The sequence below is a fragment of the Solibacillus ferritrahens genome (assembly GCF_037027585.1).
GTDB lineage: Bacteria > Bacillota > Bacilli > Bacillales_A > Planococcaceae > Solibacillus > Solibacillus ferritrahens.
Genome location: NZ_JAXCLE010000013.1, coordinates 65,775 through 85,144, shown reverse-complemented (window position 1 = coordinate 85,144; position 19,370 = coordinate 65,775). Strand labels below are relative to the sequence as shown.

Here is a 19,370-nt window from a genome sequence, read left to right as displayed (position 1 = left end):
GTGGGTTTGTCTTTTTATCGACAAACCCACCTTTTAAATTTAATTGAATCATTTTAAACTCTAATTATTCAAACGTAATTTTATTTACTGTCTCACGGTCTAATCGCTTGATTACTTCTACGATTAATTTTACGGCATTATCATAGTCATCACGATGTAAAATACCTGCATGCGAGTGAATATAGCGTGTAGCAACACCGATCGCTAATGATGGAACACCGTTTGCAGTAATATGAATACTGCCTGCATCCGTGCCCCCGCCTGCCATCGCTTCGAATTGATATGGGATACCTGCTTCTTCTGCCACATCAAGTACAAATTCGCGTAAGCCTGTATGAGAAACCATCGATGCATCGAATACAACAATTTGTGGACCCTCACCCATTTTTGAAGTAGATTCTTTTGATGTTACACCTGGCGTATCTCCAGCAACACCTACATCTACAGAAAAACCGATATCCGGCTGTACTTTAAATGTTGACGTTTTTGCACCGCGCAAGCCGATTTCTTCTTGCACATTCCCGACACCGTATACGATGTTCGGATGCTTTTCGTCTTTTAATGCTTTTAAAACATCGATTGCAATGGCGCAGCCAATACGATTGTCCCATGCTTTAGCCAAAAGATGCTTTTCATTTTTCATTACATGGAACTCGAAGTACGGCGTGATCATATCCCCTGGACGCACTCCCCACTCCATCGCTTCTTCTTTGGAAGTAGCGCCGATATCAACGAACATCGACTTAATATCCACTACTTTGTTGCGGACATCTGCCGGTAAAATATGTGGTGGTTTTGAACCGATAACCCCAATAATTTCTTCCCCTTTTCGTGTTGTAATTGTAACACGTTGAGCAAGCATAACTTGACTCCACCAGCCGCCCACTGTTTGGAAAAATACAAAACCTTTGTCATCAATGCGAGTTACCATAAAACCAACTTCATCTAAGTGGCCAGCAACCATAATTTTTGGACCATTTTCATCGCCCACTTTTTTGGCAATTAAGCTACCTAAGTTATCAGTTTCTATTTCATCTGCAAATGGCTCAATATACTTTTTCATTACTTCACGTGGAGCGCGTTCGTTTCCTGGAATTCCGTTTGCATCTGTTAAATCTTTAAACATTTGTAATGTAGCATCTAGCTTTGTCATGTGGATATCCCCCTAATAGTTACTCTTACCTATTATAGCGCCAATATTTCGAAATGTGAAATAGTTTATTGCTGACCAATTAAAACTGTTTTAATAGCCATTCCGTTGACGTTCATAGTTTTTTTCATTTTTTAGTTTATATGCCTCTATAATATCCTCTACCGTGAAACCTAAATTGTAGGCAATTAAGCTATACTGTGTCCAAATGTCTTTATAGTTTTCCTCTGTTTGGTGCTGCAAGAAGGTAAGAACCGTTTGTGTTGCATTAATAAAACACTTTGTTAAATCCGCTTTCTCCATTACAACGGGCCATTCATCCAGTTTGAAATCACGCATATACCCAAGTGATAGCATGAAATGAATGGAATCTACAAACTCCTCCAAAATAACACTTCGCTCCGACGGACCTTTTGTGGACCAAAACTTAAAACAGCGCGTCTCATTTGCCAACTCTCCAAGCTCAACCAATAACGCCAGTCCTTTTTCATCAAAAACGTCATGTTGTATATTTTGTGTTTCTTCAATATACCGGTCAAGCTGCTTCTGCATTTCAAATAATTGACTAAATTCCATAATAAAATCCCTCTTTTGCTAAAAATATTGAAACTTTTTCTACTACTTAATCGTATAGCAGAGAAACACCGCTAGCAAGGAGGAAGTATTATGGCTGTATTATTACGGTTTGCCATTATCCTTCTCATCATTTACATATTTTACAAAGGGGTACGCTACTTAACTGACCCGAAGCGTAAATTAGATGAGGCCTATGAAAATGGACACTATTATTTTTATGATGATGTGAAGAACATTCGGAAAAACTTTTTCATTACGTATAAAGGAGCATTATTTGAAGGAGAGAAATATTTAGGTACGACTGAAAATGCATTTGATGTCGTCAGCATTTTCGTCTTCGTCCATGATGAGATGAAACTTCAAGGCTTTACGAAAGAGGATTTTTTATATTTGGAAAAAGAAATTTTAATGAATTATCCTAACGCGAAAATTAACTGGAAAAATCCAATTGAGCAATTAATGCAAGATTGAATACTATGAGCGGATCACGGAATTGTGATTCGCTATTTTTTTGAGGTTACAACCGTATCATGAATAAACCTTGTTTAGTAGTCATAATTTAATGCTATTATTTCTATCATTTAGAAGTAACAACGGATGCTACATTGAACTGTAGCATCCGCTTATTTACCGGTTATGTCCGTAATGTCCTTCGTTGGCAATCGCGCCTATTGTACTTACCCATCTATTTGTGTAGTTGAAGAAGCCTACTGCAAATGCCGCTTCTAAAACTTCATGGTCATTAAAACCAGCTTCACGCAATAAATCTACTTCTTTTGTAGTAATTTCATTGGGATAACGCGTCGCACGATATGCATAATCACATAATGCGCGCTGCTTATCTGTCAGTTTTGCAGAACGATAATTATATGAAAGCTGGTCTACCCACCCTGGATTTTTCGTCAGCCCACGCAATATATCACTATGTGTTGTTAAGCAGTAACTGCAATTATTGGTTGAAGACACAACAAGTCCAATCATTTCTTTATCTGCTGTTGATAAATAGCATGTTTCTTCATTAAACAAGGTATATTTGAAATCTAAAAATCCTTTATATTGCGCAGCATTTAATGGAAGCACTTTAAATAAATTATTTACGAAACCATTTTGCTCCAATTGCTTTTCTACATGGTCGTCGAAAATTTTCTGTAAATCATTCGGAATTTCCTTTTCATTAGGCTTTTGTAAATGCGACAACTGTTCATTGTATTTGCTCATTATTTTTCACCAACTAATATAATTGTAAATACACGGGACTTCCATTCTCTTAGTTGATTCCAAAGCTTTAATTGTGTGGCAACTGTCATGAAAAATTCCTCCTTATAATAAGCCTTCTGAATACATTATAAATTACAACTATTTACAATACAAACCGCTTTTGTAGGAATAAGGATTAAAGCCGTGAAGTATATTAGCCGCTTTATAAAGGATAATCGTCAATATTGTCCACTTAATCGTCAGTATCACAAATTTAATCGTCACTGCTCACCCGATAATCGTCACTCACTAGAAGATATTCGTCAATTCAACGTATAATAGCCAAAATTTTTATATAATCGCTCCTATCATCCAGATATTCGCCAAATTTCCTCAAAAAGTAGAAACAATAAATGCCCCATAACAAAAAACACACTAAGGAAAACACTTCCTTAATGCGTTTAATTAAATACTATATAACTGTACTAATAGAAAAATATGTACTGCAGCCATTAATGGAAATCCGAATGCGAATTTATTGTGCTTTGTTTTGTGCCGGAATAAATACATTCCTAACACACCACCGCATGCTCCACCTAATAATCCAAGCGTCAGCAATGTTTTTTCTGAAATGCGCCACTCCTGTTTTTTTGCACGTTCTTTATCAATATACATATAGATGCACAAAATGAGTGAAACGACTACTAAATATGAAAGTGCTGCCAATGCCATCAACATATTCCTCCTCAATTTGAAAAAAGACTGATAAGGAAAATTCCCTACCAGTCTAATTATAAAAGTAATTGCTAATTATTTAGCGACTGCTTTTTTAGCTTCGTCAGCTAATTGAGTGAATGCTGCGCTATCAGTTACAGCTAAGTCAGCTAACATTTTACGGTTAACTTCGATACCTGCTACTTTTAAGCCGTGCATTAAACGAGAGTAAGATAAACCGTTCATGCGAGCAGCTGCGTTGATACGAGTGATCCATAATTTACGGAAATTACGTTTCTTTTGACGACGGTCACGGTATGCATATTGACCTGATTTCATTACTGCTTGGTTAGCTACTTTGTATAATGTATGTTTTGAACCGTAGTAACCTTTAGCTAATTTTAAAACTTTTTTGCGACGAGCGCGTGTTACTGTTCCGCCTTTAACGCGTGGCATAGTAATTACCTCCTGCTAATTCTTTCGAATGTAGTTGTTTTTTTGTTTTTTTAATAATCTTTAAAACGGTCAAAGATTACTTCATGTAAGTTAATAATGTACGGATACGTTTGAAATCGCCTGAAGATGCAACTTTCGCTTTACGTAAGTGACGTTTTGCTTTAGTTGATTTGTTAGCGAATAAGTGAGAGCCATAAGCACGGTCAAATTTTAATTTACCAGTACCTGTTTTTTTGAAACGTTTCGCAGCTCCACGGTGAGTTTTCATTTTTGGCATGTCGATTTCCTCCTAAACTTGTTTATACATCAGTATTATTTCTCATTCTTTGGTTGAAGAACTAAGAACATGCTTCGGCCTTCCATCTTCGGTTTTTGTTCAACCGTAGATACTTCAGCACACGCTTCAGCAAAGCGATCTAACACACGTTGACCGATTTCTTTGTGTGTAATTGCACGACCTTTAAAGCGAATTGATGCTTTAACTTTGTCACCTTTTTCAAGGAACTTAATCGCGTTACGTAATTTCGTTTGAAAATCATGTTCATCGATCGTTGGGCTCAAGCGAACCTCTTTCATAACGATTACTTTAGAATTTTTACGAATTTCACGGTCTTTCTTTTGCTGATCAAACTTAAATTTACCATAGTCCATAACACGAGCGACTGGTGGCTTGGCTTGAGGGGCTACAAGGACAAGATCCAAGTTAGCACGAGCAGCAATCTCCATCGCTTCTGTACGCGTTTTTAGACCTAGTTGATCACCGTTGTGGTCGATTAGACGAAGTTCGCGTGCGCGAATGCCTTCGTTTACATACATGTCTTTGCTAATATTAATCCACCTCCAAATGTTTGTCGGAATACATGAGTTGGTGTAAAGTATAACCCGGTCGAACGGTACACCTCTGCGTTATGTCCATATGTACTTTTCGTTTTATTCAAACAAAAAGGACGGACATTTGAGATGTCCGCCCGCTATATGTGCATACGCAGTCCTGCGCAAAACAATTCAACGTGTCTAATACCTGCTCGTAACTTATAAAAGCACTTAATCAGGTGAGAAGCGGGCAGCCTCTACTTGCAAACTTTTGTATTCATAACTTAAACAATCTTAGCATGCTTTAAAAATAACGTCAAGCATTTTAATATGCTTTATAATATAATCTTTTAAGTTTATAATTTTTTTAAATTTTCAATGTTTTATTTTCTTTTTCCGTGGTATCTAGTTATAGATTCAAAATTTACCGATAGGAGGAATCTATAAAATGTTTAGACATCAAAAAGAATTGCAATTTGAGGTAAAAGTTGAAAGACCCGATCCATTATTAGCACGTCAGATCCAGGAAGTGCTCGAGCGGAAACTTACTTGCTGATTTCCGCGCAAACTTAAATGCTGATTCACAAGGTCGTCTCCAAGTATCAAGATTCTATCATATGATAATCTCTAGGCACAAAAATAAAGCAGTTCAAATTTTTTACAAAATTTGAACTGCTTTTATTATGGAGACAGCTTTTGTTCCAAGCTCCCCGTTGCTATATTACTTTTTTATTTCTTCAGTAATGTCTGCCAAGAATTGCTCAAAGCTGATTGTTTCTGAATCCTTCGAACCGTAGCAACGAATATTTACTGCATTATCTTCTACTTCCTTATCTCCAAGTACGAGCATATAAGGGATCTTCTTCATTTGAGATTCACGGATTTTGTAGCCTAATTTCTCTTCTCGATCATCCATTTCAACACGTACGCCAGCAGCTGCTAATTTTTCCTGAACTTCACGAGCGTAGTCATAATGAACGCTGTTTGATACAGGAATAATAGTTGCCTGAACTGGTGCTAACCAAGTTGGGAATGCCCCTTTGTACTCTTCAATTAAGAATGCTACAAAGCGTTCCATTGTCGATACAACACCACGGTGTATAACTACTGGGCGTTGTGGTTGACCATCTTCACCGATGTAAGAAAGATCAAAACGTTGTGGTAATAAGAAGTCAAGCTGAGCAGTCGATAATGTCTCTTCTTTACCGATAGCAGTTTTTACTTGAACATCTAATTTTGGACCATAGAATGCTGCTTCATCTTCTGCGATGAAGTAATCATAACCTAGCTCATCCATCGCCTCTTTTAACATTGCCTGTGCAGTTTCCCACATTTGATCGTCATCAAAATACTTCTCTGTGTTGTTCGGATCACGGTAAGAAAGACGGAATGAGAAATCTTTTAATTCGAAGTCTTTATAAACTTCAAGGATTAATTCAACTACCTTTTTGAATTCCGCTTTAATTTGATCTGGACGAACGAAAATGTGCGCATCGTTTAAAGTCATCCCGCGTACACGTTGTAAACCAGATACCGCACCTGACATTTCGTAACGGTGCATTGTCCCAAGTTCTGCAATACGGATTGGCAAGTGACGGTAAGAGTGCAGACCGTTTTTGAATACCATCATATGGTGAGGGCAGTTCATTGGACGTAACACTAATGTTTCGTTATCCATTTCCATCGGAGGGAACATACCATCTTGATAGTGCTCCCAGTGACCTGAAGTCTCATATAATTTTTTCGAACCAAGTACTGGTGTATAAACGTGTTTGTAGCCTAAAGATAATTCTTTGTCTACGATGTAACGCTCAATTGTACGACGGATTGTTGCACCATTTGGTAACCATAATGGTAGACCTTGCCCTACTGTTTGAGAAGTCATGAATAAATCTAATTCTTTACCGATTTTACGGTGATCACGCTCTTTTGCTTCTTCAAGCATTTGCAGGTGATGTTTCAACTCATCTTTTGTAAAGAATGCTGTACCATAAATACGTTGTAGCATTTTATTATCCGAGTTTCCGCGCCAGTATGCACCCGCTAAAGATAATAGTTTAAACTCCTTTAATTTCCCAGTTGATGGTACGTGTACACCACGGCAAAGGTCAAAGAAATCGCCTTGGTAGTAGATTGATACTTGATCATCTGCTGGAATAGCTTCAAGTAATTCTAATTTATACTCGTCGCCAACTTCCTCGTAAATTTTTTGTGCTTCATCACGAGAAACATTTTTGCGCTCGATTTCAATATTTTCAGCAATGATTTTTTTCATTTCTTTTTCGATAGCTGGTAAATCTTCAGCTGTGATTGGTGTTGGTGAATCAATATCATAGTAGAAGCCTGAATCGATGACTGGACCAATACCTAATTTAGCATCTGGGTATAGACGTTTTACTGCTTGTGCTGTTAAATGAGCAGTTGAGTGACGAAGGATTTCTAACGCTTCATCCGACTTGTTAGTAATAATTTCGATTGAACCATCTTGTTCAAGACCTGTTTTAGCATCGATAAGTGTGCCGTTGATTTTACCGGCTAATGTTGATTTTTTTAAACCTGGGCTAATAGAGCCTGCAACGTCTAATGTAGATGTTCCTTTGGCAAATTCCTTTACTGCGCCATCTGGGAAAGTTAATTTGATCATTTCTGACATGTTGTTGTCCTCCTTATAAGGGTTTCATTTAATCGAGAGTAGCAAAGTGTCGTCATCCTAATCCGTTGATTTCCGTTTCGGGCGGACGCTTTCCGCGGGCGTGGCCTGAGCCTGTAGTCTCAGGCGTCACGCTTTTCCCGCTGGAGTCGCCGCCCTACACTACAATCAACTAATCTATAGCTATAAATTAATTTGCTCCCAATATTTCTTACCAGTCAAAATATTTGCATATTAAGGCAAAATAAAAAGCACCGTCCCTATAAAAGGGACGATGCTGTATGCTCGTGGTGCCACCCTTCTTCCTTCTTCGTCAATACGAATAAGAAGCTCTCGGTCAGTTAACGTACTGAGAAACGTTGACGGATTGGCCCCGCCACTGCTCGAAGGTAGTAAAGTAAAACGCCTGTGCTAGGAAGCTTGCAGCCATGACTTCCCTCTCTAAAAGCTAGTTCGTTAAACTTGTTGTCCTTTTCAATGCATTTTTTGTTTAATTACGTACAAAGTATACGCTCGATTTATAACAATTGCAACTGGTAAAAAGTAAATTTTTCTTTTATTTTTTATTCTCGACGATTGACTCCATCCATCGCAACCGGAATTGTCACAGCTTTAATTCGTTCCATAATACGAGCAGCCTTTACGACTTCGATATCACCACGTTGTGATTGCGCTAAATGATGCTCCAGCCCTTTATAATCAAAGTTCGATGTAATAAATGTCGGTAATTCTTCACTCATTCGGTAATGTAGAATCGTCCCAAGTATTTCATCACGTGTCCATGCCGACATCGTCTCTGCGCCGATATCATCCAACATTAATACAGGCGCCTTTTTAACATAGTCTATTTTTTCATTCAATGTATTGTCGCTAATCGCATTTTTCATTTCTCGTAAAAACTCAGGAACAAATACGACAACTGTTCTTACCTTTAGTGTTGCAAGCTCATTTGCAATCGCTCCAAGTACAAAGGATTTTCCTACACCGAATTTCCCGTACAAGTAAAATCCTTTTTTCGGTAATTCTCCCGTTCGCTTATAAGTCGCGACAAATTCTGCTGCTTGTTCTGCAATACTAAGTCGGGAATGATTGTCGATTGCCAAATCTTTTAATGTTGCCTTTAATACATCTTTTGGCATATGCATGCTCGAAATCATATTGGCTACATCACGTCGTTCATCTTCACGAAGCTTTTGCTCACAAGGAACATACGTAATATCAATGACATTATGCGTTATAAATAGTTTTGGAAGATAACCTTGCAATAAATTTGTACATTGTCCTGTATGACCATTTCCGCAACATCCCGTTGACTGTGAAATAAATTCGTATAATTTAGGTAAACTAATTTCAACCATTTCTTTCGTCACTTGCTGTTCATGTTCACGTAAAAACTGTTGAACTTTCGGATGTTCGATCGTCTCTCTGCGCATCGCTTCAAAACGTTCTTCAAAAGAGGGCATTTTTTTCTTAATTTGATTTAATTGATTATTAATCGGTTCTATTGTTATTCACCTGCCCTATCAAGCTTTTGTAATATTTTTAAGCGCTCCTGCTCGAAATCCACTGCACTATCTTTTTCTGGCTGTTGCTGCTCATTGCGCTTGTAAAACCAGTCAGGAACTTGTTCATCTCGTCCACTTTTACGATTGTACGAGGGCTTCTTTTGGGAATTGGCCGGTTGTTTGACCACTGAACTTTCCTGTTTCCATTTCGTATATTTATCACGTTCTTCACGAGCTAAATCCATCGCCTCTTTAGCCGTCTTCAATTGCTTACGATTCCAGTGATCTGCGATTTTTTCTACATAACTTTTCGGTAATTTCATATCTGTCGATAACATGACATATTCGAGCAGTACATTAGCCACTCCTATAGGCATGCTATACTTTACAACTAAATCTTCTGCAAGTTGAATTGAGGAAGGAATTGGTTCTTTCCCATTATTGATGTCACGCAACACTTGAACAGGCGGCGTTGTTTCCAAATAATGCAGAAGTTCTTGTTCCTTCGTTAAGTTTTCCGCGTGTAAAGTATCATTATTTTTTGCATCAAATACTTTTGTCATGACCGGAGCTTCTGTAGAAACGGTCAATTTATAATAATCCGCTGCACAACGTTTTAAACGCTCGGTCGTTAGTTTATTTTGCTCGTCCAATGCTTGTATTACCACTTTTTGCATTTGCAATGGCGTGAGGTGATACAAAAAGGCAAGCTTTGCAATTGTTTCCCGTGCTTTCACTGTTAATGCTGCACTCGGTATTAACTGCTCAGATAAGCCAGCCTGCAGTAGCTTAAAATCGAATTGCTCATAATAAAAAGGATAGTCAATTTGCTTCGGTGTCATTGTTTCCAATTCATCTTGAGGCAGATTTTGATTAATCGGACGGTACACATCCATAAATGTACGTGTGACCTCTTCATACTGTTCTTTATTAGGCTGAGTCAAAAAGCGCTGTCGTAACTTCCGATAAGCTCCCTCACCAATTTTACTAAATAGGAACATCGATAATAGCGGGTCTTTAAAAAAGCTCGGTGCATCGAGTGGTCTTACTAATTCATATATAAAATAGCGTTCATTGGCAGTATCCTTTCTCCAAGTGCGCATTAAACCAATCGCTTCCAATGCGATTCGTGCTTCAAAAATCTTCTTTAAAGGCATGGACAATACATGCATCAAATAATAATGATTATATTGCTGAGGCGTATGATTTTCAGCTTCCGCCCAGAGCGTTAAAAATAAACTTATCGGCTCCGGTCCTGTTAGGGGCTGATAAAATAATGTTAATAATTGACGTTCATTTGTAGATAATGCGTGAGGGAGCGTTATTTCAAAATGATCTGTTGGCTGTATTTCTTTAAAATGAACCATTTTGTCCCCCTCCTAAAACTTATTTGTCACTTGACTGACGTGTCATAATTTCTTTTAGTTCCTCAATAAATACAGTAATATCCTTAAATTGTCGATAAACGGATGCAAATCGTACATATGCAACTTCATCAACTTTTGCAAGGCGATCCATTACCATTTCACCCACATCTTCCGAGCGTACTTCTGCATTGCCAAGTCGACGTAATTCCTTTTCAATTGATAATACAATCTCTTCCAATTGATCTAAAGCAACCGGCCGCTTCTCACATGCCCGTATTAGTCCTCGCAATACCTTTTCACGGCTGAATTCTTCACGTGAGCCACCCTTTTTCACAACGATTAATGGTGTTTCTTCTATTTTTTCAAATGTCGTAAAACGGAAAGCACACGATTCACATTCACGACGTCTTCGAATTTCTTTATTATCATCAACAGGTCTTGAATCTACAACACGTGTACCGTTGTATTGACAAGCTGGACATCTCATATTTTATTTCTCCTAAATGTTAGTTTATCTATATTATAACAAAAACAACGCGCGTGAAATAGTTCTTCATGCGCGTCGAAATTTTCCAAAAGGAAAGTGATTCAATTATATAGTGCCCTATCGATTCACACAATAGAAAATGCCTTTTGTAAAAATAAATATTCTACAAAAGGCAATAGTTTAGTTATATCCCGGCACTATATATGCCAAAAGAATCACTTTCCGAATTTACAATCAAGACTTTTCATTCTTTTATTCGTAAAAAGAAATTAAATTATGCATTCACCGCTACTAATTCTTTGGCAATTTTATTTGCTAAGTCTACTACACGTGCAGAATAACCCCATTCGTTATCATACCAAGCAATTACTTTTACTTTACGGTCACCTAAAACGATTGTTGTTAGTCCATCAACTGTAGAAGAATATGTTGTCGTATTATAGTCTGAAGATACTAATGGCTCCATTGAGAAGTTTAAAATACCGTTCATTTTGCCTTCAGCAGCTGCTTTAAATGCAGCATTTACTTCTTCTACTGTTACATCTTTTTCTAAATCTACAACTAAGTCCACCAATGATACGTTTGGTGTAGGTACACGTAAGGCCATACCGTGAATTTTGCCATCTAATTCTGGCAACACTAAGCGTAAAGCTTTAGCTGCACCAGTTGAAGTTGGAATAATTGACGATGCACAGTTACGAGCACGACGTAAATCTTTATGTGGGTTATCAATGTTATTTTGATCATTTGTATAAGCGTGTACAGTTGTCATTAAGCCATTTACAATACCAAATTCATCATTTAATACTTTTGCTACTGGAGCTAGGCAGTTTGTAGTACAAGAAGCATTTGAAATGACATCGTGTTTTGATAAATCTAATTTATCATCGTTTACACCTAGCACTACTGTAATATCTTCATTTTTACCTGGAGCTGTTAAAATAACCTTTTTCGCGCCAGCTTCTATATGCTTTGCAGCATTTTCACGGTCATTGAATTTACCAGTAGCTTCGATTACAATATCTACTCCCATTTTTGCCCAAGGTAATTTTAATGGATCGCGTTCACTAACTAGTTCAACACGTTTACCGTTAACGATTAATGCACCTTCAACCGCTTCAACAGTACCTGGGAATACACCATGATTTGTGTCATACTTAATTAAATGTGCTAACGTTTCAGATGGGTAACTTGCATTTACTGCTACGATATTCACATCACCGCGCATCATCGCTTGTCGGAATACCATACGACCAATGCGGCCAAAACCATTAATTGCAATAGAAACTGTCATATTATTTAAATCCTCCTAAAAGTACGATTCATTCGTTTTATTTATTCGTTGATTAGTATAACACATATTCTAAAAAGGTGAACATATTTAACACACATAAAAAAAGTTGTTATTTTCAGATAATACATACCCTAAAAATAAATGCCTTAACCCACTTCACATAAAACGGGCAAGGCATTATTTTATTTCAAAACATTCCATTCATATAAAATATTTTGCAATTGAAGGGCCGTATCTTCCAATGAACCGTTATTATAAATAACTGCATCAGCAAGCGCTTCTTTATCTTTTACAGGAATTTGCGTGCCAATACGTGCCTTAGCTTCTTCTTCTGTCAAGTCGTTCCGTTCCATTAAGCGTTCTAATTGTACGCCCTCCGTTACCGAAACTACTATAATTTTTTCAACAAAATGCTCGAGCTTGCTTTCAAATAATAAAGGGATATCCATAAATACATTTTTTTCACCGTAAGAAATAAATTCATCACGCTGACGAATCATTTCCTCACGAATCGCAGGGTGAATGATGGCATTTAGTTGTTGACGCTTCGATTCATCATGAAATATAAGACTTCCTACTTTAGCGCGGTCCATTGTACCATCTTCAGAAATGACATCCTGTCCAAATACTTCAGCGATTTTCAAAAGCGTTGGACTTCCTGGCTCTACGACTTGTCGTGCAACTTGATCGGCATCAACAATTGGTAAGTTATATGACTGAATCATTTTTGCGACTGTACTTTTTCCACTTGCAATACTTCCTGTTAAACCTATAATCACAGTAATTCCCCTTTACTTTTGACATTGAGGACAATATGTTGACGTCCTTCCTCCGATAACGATGGACTCTGTATTTGTTTCACATATCACACATTGTTTTTTCCCGTACATTTTCAAGCGATGCTGCATCGTACCTGCCCCACCGTTAATACTGCGATAGTCAGATATAGTAGAGCCGCCAGAATCAATGCTTTCCTGCAGTACATCACAAATCACTTGAAAGAGCTCTGTTTTTTGCTCTCTACTTAGGTCACTTGTCACACGTCCTGGATGAATGAATAATTTAAATAAAGCTTCAGTTGCATATATATTCCCACAGCCTGAAATAACTTGGCCATCCATAATGACTTCTTTAATCGCCTTTTTCGCAAATTTCGGCTTTTCACTTTGCGTTAGGAAAAAATCACATGCACTGTCATCAAATGGCTCCGGTGCCATTTTAAGTAAAGGTGGATGGTCCGCAAGTTCTTTAATAAAGCGCAATTCACCAAAGCGGCGAATATCTGCATAGACAAGTAATTCTCCACTCGCTAAAGTGAAAACCGCATGAATATGCTTTCTGAATTTTTCTTCTGTAATTTCTAACACATCATTTACAACAAACCATGCCCCACTCATCCCTAAATGATTAACTAAAATGAAACTTTCTCCACTTTTGTTTAAATGAAAGAAAATATATTTTGATCGACGCTCTAGTTTCTCAATTTTCATATTAGTCAATAGCTGTTCGAACTGATAGGGTTTCGCATTTTTTACAATTGCTTGTTTACCTGCTTCATGGGATGCATAAACAATGTCTGAAAATGTGACAGTTGCAATTGTTTTCCCTTCTACTATTGGTCGTAAATCTCGTACGACACCTTCTACTTCTGGTAATTCCGGCATAAATGGTACTCCTTATTTAGCATCGTACCATGTTGGACCATATGAAAAATCAACTTTCAGCGGCACAATTAGCTCGATTGCATTTTCCATAACCTCTGGTACGATTCGCTCTAAAATTTCTATTTCTTCTTTTGGTGCTTCAAATATCAGCTCATCGTGTACTTGTAATAATAGCTTAGCCTTTAATCCTTCTTGCTCAAGGCGTGTATTCATATCAATCATTGCTTTTTTAATAATGTCTGCAGCACTTCCTTGAATTGGGGTATTCATCGCCGTACGTTCCGCAAAGCTTCTTAAATTGAAATTCGAGCTTGTAATGTCCGGCAAGTAGCGGCGGCGATTTAAAATCGTAGTAACAAACCCTGTTTTCTTCGCCTCTGCAATAATAGAATCCATATAATATTTTACACCCGGGAAGCTTTGTAAGTAGTTTTCAATAAAAATAGCTGCTTTCTTCCGTGTAATATCAAGGCTTTGTGATAAACCATAATCACTGATTCCATATACGATACCGAAGTTAACAGCTTTTGCTGTTCGACGCATTAAGCTTGTTACTTCATCCGCATTACTTACTCCAAATACATCCATTGCTGTCCGGGTATGAATATCCATGCCTTGCTTAAACGCATCTACAAGCACTTCATCTTGGCACATATGTGCCAATACCCGCAATTCGATTTGCGAATAGTCAGCAGCAAATAATACCCAGTCTTTTTTTGACGGCACAAATGCTTGGCGGATTTTCCGTCCTTCTTCCAAACGAATAGGGATATTCTGTAGATTTGGATTTGTAGAACTCAATCGCCCTGTCGCAGTTAATGCTTGTTGGAAACGTGTATGGACTTTTGAATCCTCTTCCTTAACCTCTTTTATCAAACCTTCAATATAGGTTGATTGCAGTTTTGCAAGGGTACGATATTCCAAAATATGCTTTACAATATCATGCTCGGATTGTAGCTTCTCCAGCACATCAGCAGCTGTTGAATAGCCTGTTTTTGTTTTTTTAATAACAGGAAGGCCTAATTTATCAAATAATATAACACCAAGCTGTTTCGGGGAATTTATATTAAATTTCTCACCAGCAAGTTCATAAATTGAAGCTTCTATTATTTCAAGTTTGGCTTTAAGATCGTCCCCCATTTGATGTAATGTATCTACATTTACCGTGATGCCTTCGCTCTCCATGTTACCTAAAATATGGGCAAGCGGCAGCTCCAGCTCTTTATATAACTCAAATTGTTCATTATCTTTTAGTTTTTGTTCCAGAACTGGTTGCAGGCTCCAAACGGCTACTGCTTTTCTGCTTACATGTTCCGCCACATTATCAGCGTGGGGTACAACCCATTTTGCCCCTTTTCCGTATACTGCTTCATTTGATTGAACAGCAGTATAGCCAAATTCTTTCGCCAGTGTTGCTACATCATCACCTGAAATGGAAGGCTTTAAAATATAGGAAGCTAACAATAAATCAAACTCCACACCTTTTAACTCAATACCTAAACGATGGAGCATAGCCTGTGTTGCTTTACTATCGGCTATATATTTTTTCTTTGTCTCATCATTTAGCCATGCTTTTAAGTCTTCATTTTCTGCTACGTTTTCAATCGTTGAATAGAATGTATTTTCTCCATCTGTCATGGCAAAGCCAATTGCCTCACAACTATGGTAATGCTCATTTTCCAACTCTAGATGAATTGCCATTGTATTTTTCAGCATGTCCTTTGTAATCAAAGACACCATTTCGTACTTTAATTCGACCTGCTCCACCTGTTCTGTTTCAAAATCGCTTTTCTCAATTAATGATTTAAAACCAAGTTCCTGCCAAACTCCCATAAGTGCTTCTTCGTTTGGACCAGCGTAAGCCAATTCATCAAGCGTAATTGTTAACGGTACTTCTGTATGAATCGTAGCCAGCTTTTTCGATAAATGAGCCATTTCTTCATTATCAACAAGCTTCTCTTTCATTTTTGAAGCTTTCAAAGAATCGATTGCTTCATATATCTTTTCAATTGAGCCATGCTCTTTTAACAATTTAATGGCTGTCTTTTCTCCAACACCAGGTACACCGGGAATATTATCGGATTGGTCACCCATAAGCCCTTTCATATCAATAATCTGATTGGGCGTTAATCCGTACTTTTCTTCTATATGTTCTGGAGTATACTTTTCGATATCCGTAATCCCTTTACGTGTGATATAAACTGTTACATCATCAGTAGCGAGCTGAGTTAAGTCTTTATCTCCGGAAACAACAATTACTTCTATTCCCTGCCCTGCAGCTTGCTTCGCCAAAGTTCCGATAATATCATCCGCTTCATACATTTCAAGCTCGTAGCGTTTAATATTATACGCATCGATCAGTTTACGAATATAGGGAAATTGTTCTGATAGCTCAGGTGGTGTTTTTTGGCGACCGCCTTTATATTCATCAAATGATTTGTGACGGAAAGTTGTTTTCCCTGCATCAAAAGCAACGAGCATTTGCGTTGGATTTTCCTCACCGATAATTTTTTGCAGCATTGTCGTAAACCCGTAAGTTGCGTTTGTATGAATACCACTATCATTCGTTAGTAACGGTAATGCAAAAAAGGCACGATATGCTAATGAGTTGCCATCTAGTAAAAGTAATTTTTGTTTTGTCATTCAAGTTCCTCCATCAGTTTGGTACGATTATATGTTCTCTTTCTACTTTAGCGATTGTTCATCCGAATTGCCAATATTTAATGAGGAATTAACAAGATTTTTTAAGCAACAAACCAACAAAAAAAGCCCCTTAAAATTAAGGAGCAATCATTACTTTAACTTTTTAAATTTATAATTCTCTACAACATCTCGTTTTTCCTCATAGAAAATTTCTTCAAATATAACTGTTAGTAAAAATGCATTTAAAAATGGAATGATGATATACATTGGCATACCACCTAAATCGTATTGCATTAATCCACGTGCAAATACTTCAACAAAACCAATTTGCGCAAAGTAAAAAATCATTCCTACTCCAACCTGCCAAATCGGACGCTTGTCCTCACGTTTTTCAAACCATAGTACTTTTTTAAACGAATTACGGACATCTTCTGCTATAAAGGCACTCAACAATAAAATCACAATAAATAAAATAGGTATATGATAAATTTCCACTTTCATGAAACTTAAATTCGTTTGATAAAATAGTGCTGTCACAGATGTTGCCATAATGAAAGCAAGTAAACTATTTTGTATTTTTCTACTCAAATTTGATCCCCCTTAATTATATTACTCACTTATTATAACAATAAAATAATAATTTTAAATAATATAATTCAAATTTTCAGTGAAGGTAAATATTGTAAAAAAATTTTTGCAAAAAAAAAGCTATTTAGAAAGAGTTCACATTCTAAATAGCTAATCTTACCTTTTATTCTATTTGACCTGATAATAATTTGGCATATGGTGAGTCTGACGGAATAATAATCATTGTCTCATCACCAATTGTTTTCTTGTACGATTCTAATGTTCTGAATAAACTATAAAACTCAGGATCTTTCGAATAGGCTGCGTTATAAATTTGAGCTGCTTCTGCTTCACCTTCTGATCGAATTACTGCTGCTTCTTTATTTGCTGTCGCCAACATAACTTGAACTTCCTGGTCAGTCTTTGCATCACCGCTTTGTTTTGCAGCGTCCCCTTCAGAAAGATACTTTTGTGCAATTGATTGTCGCTCTGATATCATTCGTGTATATACAGATTGTTCGTTTTCTTCCGGTAAATCTGTACGGCGAATACGAACATCGATTACTTCAATCCCAAAGTTTGATGAAGTAATTAATTCATTGACACGTTGCGTTACACGATCGTTAATACTACCTCGCTCTGAAGTTTTTTCATTAATAATATCGCCATAGTCCGTTTGACCAAACTCTGTTCGTAGCGCCGAATAAATAAGCTCTTCCATACGATTTTCCGCATTTAATAATTGACCAGCATTTGAAATTAATGCCTTTGGATCAGTAACACGCCAAATTGTATAATTATCGATAATAATTCGCTTTTTATCTTTCGTACTAATTTCTTCTTCCGTCATATCATGTGTCATTAAATTGCTCGGTAATGTTGTCACACTTTGGATAAATGGAATTTTCATATGAAGCCCAGGTTCACTTTCGTATTTCACGACTTCACCAAATTGACGAACAACCTTATATTCATTTTCTTTTACTACATATAAATTTGCTAGTACTACGATTAATGTTGCAAATACCACTGTTAAAATAATCGCTGATGTTACCCACTGCTTTATGTTAAGGGGCTTTTTCGTCTTCTTGATAGGTGTCGGCCCTTTATTTGAAGAATGGTCACTGTTACTGGCATTTAGATTCTCTTCGTTTTTTGGTGTAGTTTCCTTCACCGTTTTCGAATCTTTTTTGTTTCCAAATAATTTTTTTACAAATTCATCTAAATCGCCTTCGAAATTATTTTTGTTGTTGCTCATCAGTTATTGCCCCCTTCTTTCTTCTCTTCTGTAGGAGTAGAAGAACTATTTTGTTGCATTGGCTGAAGTGGTAAGTATTTCATTGTACCGCTTCCATCATCGTTCATGATATAGATTTGTGCATTTGGTAATACAGCTTCCAACGTTTCCAGTACTAAACGCTCTCGAGTAATCGCTTTATTTAAACGGTATTCTTCATACAGCTGATTAAATAATGCAACCTCCCCTGTAGCTTGCTGAATACGTGATTCTTTCTCACCTTCAGCTCTTGATTTTATTGCAGCAACTTCACCAACTGCTTCGCTTATACGTTGGTTCTTATATTTTTCCGCTTCATTAATTTTTGTGTTTTTCATCTCACGCGCATCTGTAACATCCGTAAATGCTGCACGTACCTCTTGATTTGGTACTTCTACATCCTGTAGCTTAACGCCTACAACACCTATACCGATATCATATTTCTCGATTAACGAGACAAGTAATTCACGTGTTTCAGCTTCAATATCTGCTTTTCCATCCGTTAATGCCTGGTCGATTGTAGAGCTACCAATGATTGAACGAATTGCACTTGACGTCGCATTATGTAAAACCGTTCGTGGCTCCTGCGAACTGAATAAATATTTTTTCGGTTCAACAATTCGCCATTGTACAACTAAATCTGTTAATACAATATACTCATCACCTGTAATCATTTTTGTTTCTTTATCAAATGCTTCTACCGTTCCATCAGGATTTTGCTTGTAGCCAAACTGCAGACTATATGTTTCTTTTGATAACTTTTCAACAGATTGAATTGGCCATGGTAATTTGAAATGCAGCCCTGAATCCTGAATCGTCTCATCTGCCTGACCAAATGTAACTACAACCGCTTGCTCCGATTCATCCACCGTATACCACGATGTCGTAACAGCTATAATTGCCACTATGGCAAACAAGATAAGCGCTACCCATAATAATGTTCTTTTTACACTCATCGTAAAGAACCTCCCGCTTTTTTAATTTTCCTTTTATTCTACGCACCATCTATTG

20 protein-coding genes and 2 pseudogenes are annotated in these 19,370 nt (G+C 37.2%); 3 read left to right on the top strand and 19 right to left on the bottom strand.

What is annotated here, in order from left to right:
- Nucleotides 1–64: 64 nt before the first annotated feature.
- The gene (locus tag SNE38_RS13440) at nt 65–1,153 is read right to left on the bottom strand and encodes a M42 family metallopeptidase (protein WP_191702863.1); all 1,089 of its coding nucleotides are present in this window, start codon (nt 1,151–1,153) and stop codon (nt 65–67) included.
- Between the two features lie 90 nt (nt 1,154–1,243).
- Nucleotides 1,244–1,726: a dUTP diphosphatase gene (locus SNE38_RS13435; RefSeq protein ID WP_191702864.1), complete on the bottom strand. Its 483-nt coding sequence runs from the start codon at nt 1,724–1,726 to the stop codon at nt 1,244–1,246.
- 90 nt (nt 1,727–1,816) lie between these two features.
- On the opposite strand from SNE38_RS13435, the gene SNE38_RS13430 reads away from it, so the two are divergent.
- A complete protein-coding gene (locus SNE38_RS13430) occupies nt 1,817–2,197 on the top strand; it encodes a sigma-w pathway protein ysdB (protein WP_191702865.1) in 381 nt (126 codons plus the stop codon).
- A gap of 156 nt (nt 2,198–2,353) precedes the next feature.
- Here SNE38_RS13430 and SNE38_RS13425 read toward each other — a convergent pair whose 3' ends face one another.
- The 6 genes from SNE38_RS13425 to SNE38_RS13400 form a co-directional block, all read right to left on the bottom strand.
- Nucleotides 2,354–2,944, bottom strand: coding sequence for a peroxidase-related enzyme (locus SNE38_RS13425; protein WP_191702866.1), 591 nt, complete (start codon nt 2,942–2,944; stop codon nt 2,354–2,356).
- Between the two features lie 444 nt (nt 2,945–3,388).
- Nucleotides 3,389–3,655: a DUF1294 domain-containing protein gene (locus tag SNE38_RS13420; protein WP_191702867.1), complete on the bottom strand. Its 267-nt coding sequence runs from the start codon at nt 3,653–3,655 to the stop codon at nt 3,389–3,391.
- A 78-nt stretch (nt 3,656–3,733) separates the two neighbouring features.
- Nucleotides 3,734–4,093: a 50S ribosomal protein L20 gene (rplT, locus tag SNE38_RS13415; RefSeq protein ID WP_191702868.1), complete on the bottom strand. Its 360-nt coding sequence runs from the start codon at nt 4,091–4,093 to the stop codon at nt 3,734–3,736.
- 76 nt (nt 4,094–4,169) lie between these two features.
- Entirely contained in the window at nt 4,170–4,370 is a 201-nt protein-coding gene (gene rpmI / locus SNE38_RS13410) for a 50S ribosomal protein L35 (protein ID WP_036156293.1), read from the bottom strand.
- 35 nt (nt 4,371–4,405) lie between these two features.
- A complete protein-coding gene (gene infC / locus SNE38_RS13405) occupies nt 4,406–4,909 on the bottom strand; it encodes a translation initiation factor IF-3 (protein ID WP_191700545.1) in 504 nt (167 codons plus the stop codon).
- Nucleotides 4,900–5,031, bottom strand: a complete 132-nt coding sequence (locus SNE38_RS13400) for a hypothetical protein (RefSeq protein ID WP_336046680.1) — start codon at nt 5,029–5,031, stop codon at nt 4,900–4,902. The genes infC and SNE38_RS13400 overlap by 10 nt, the downstream gene beginning before the upstream one ends.
- A gap of 323 nt (nt 5,032–5,354) precedes the next feature.
- On the opposite strand from SNE38_RS13400, the pseudogene SNE38_RS13395 reads away from it, so the two are divergent.
- Nucleotides 5,355–5,441: pseudogene (locus tag SNE38_RS13395) on the top strand (manganese catalase family protein); the annotation flags it as partial.
- Nucleotides 5,440–5,526, top strand: a pseudogene (locus tag SNE38_RS13390) (manganese catalase family protein); the annotation flags it as partial. The pseudogenes SNE38_RS13395 and SNE38_RS13390, both read left to right, overlap by 2 nt.
- Nucleotides 5,527–5,627: 101 nt before the next feature.
- Here the strand turns inward: SNE38_RS13390 and thrS are convergent.
- The 11 genes from thrS to hflK form a co-directional block, all read right to left on the bottom strand.
- On the bottom strand, nt 5,628–7,559 hold the full coding sequence (gene thrS / locus SNE38_RS13385; protein ID WP_336046679.1) for a threonine--tRNA ligase: 1,932 nt from the start codon (nt 7,557–7,559) through the stop codon (nt 5,628–5,630).
- Nucleotides 7,560–8,119: 560 nt separating this feature from the next.
- Entirely contained in the window at nt 8,120–9,061 is a 942-nt protein-coding gene (gene dnaI / locus SNE38_RS13380) for a primosomal protein DnaI (protein ID WP_191700671.1), read from the bottom strand.
- A 2-nt stretch (nt 9,062–9,063) separates the two neighbouring features.
- Complete coding sequence (locus SNE38_RS13375) at nt 9,064–10,428, bottom strand: replication initiation and membrane attachment family protein (protein ID WP_336046678.1); 1,365 nt, start codon at nt 10,426–10,428, stop codon at nt 9,064–9,066.
- A gap of 19 nt (nt 10,429–10,447) precedes the next feature.
- Entirely contained in the window at nt 10,448–10,915 is a 468-nt protein-coding gene (nrdR, locus tag SNE38_RS13370) for a transcriptional regulator NrdR (RefSeq protein WP_191702871.1), read from the bottom strand.
- A 274-nt stretch (nt 10,916–11,189) separates the two neighbouring features.
- Nucleotides 11,190–12,209 carry a glyceraldehyde-3-phosphate dehydrogenase gene (locus SNE38_RS13365; RefSeq protein ID WP_191702872.1) on the bottom strand — a complete coding sequence of 340 codons (1,020 nt, stop codon included), beginning with the start codon at nt 12,207–12,209 and terminating at the stop codon, nt 11,190–11,192.
- Nucleotides 12,210–12,391: 182 nt separating this feature from the next.
- The gene (gene coaE / locus SNE38_RS13360) at nt 12,392–12,988 is read right to left on the bottom strand and encodes a dephospho-CoA kinase (RefSeq protein WP_336046677.1); all 597 of its coding nucleotides are present in this window, start codon (nt 12,986–12,988) and stop codon (nt 12,392–12,394) included.
- Between the two features lie 12 nt (nt 12,989–13,000).
- A complete protein-coding gene (gene mutM, locus SNE38_RS13355; protein ID WP_191702873.1) occupies nt 13,001–13,873 on the bottom strand; it encodes a bifunctional DNA-formamidopyrimidine glycosylase/DNA-(apurinic or apyrimidinic site) lyase in 873 nt (290 codons plus the stop codon).
- Nucleotides 13,874–13,885: 12 nt separating this feature from the next.
- Nucleotides 13,886–16,516: a DNA polymerase I gene (polA, locus tag SNE38_RS13350; protein WP_336046674.1), complete on the bottom strand. Its 2,631-nt coding sequence runs from the start codon at nt 16,514–16,516 to the stop codon at nt 13,886–13,888.
- 150 nt (nt 16,517–16,666) lie between these two features.
- Nucleotides 16,667–17,104, bottom strand: a complete 438-nt coding sequence (locus SNE38_RS13345) for a DNA polymerase I (RefSeq protein WP_336046672.1) — start codon at nt 17,102–17,104, stop codon at nt 16,667–16,669.
- 163 nt (nt 17,105–17,267) lie between these two features.
- On the bottom strand, nt 17,268–18,341 hold the full coding sequence (gene hflC / locus SNE38_RS13340) for a protease modulator HflC (protein WP_336046670.1): 1,074 nt from the start codon (nt 18,339–18,341) through the stop codon (nt 17,268–17,270).
- Nucleotides 18,341–19,315: an FtsH protease activity modulator HflK gene (gene hflK / locus SNE38_RS13335; RefSeq protein WP_191702877.1), complete on the bottom strand. Its 975-nt coding sequence runs from the start codon at nt 19,313–19,315 to the stop codon at nt 18,341–18,343. The genes hflC and hflK overlap by 1 nt, the downstream gene beginning before the upstream one ends.
- Nucleotides 19,316–19,370 lie beyond the last annotated feature (55 nt).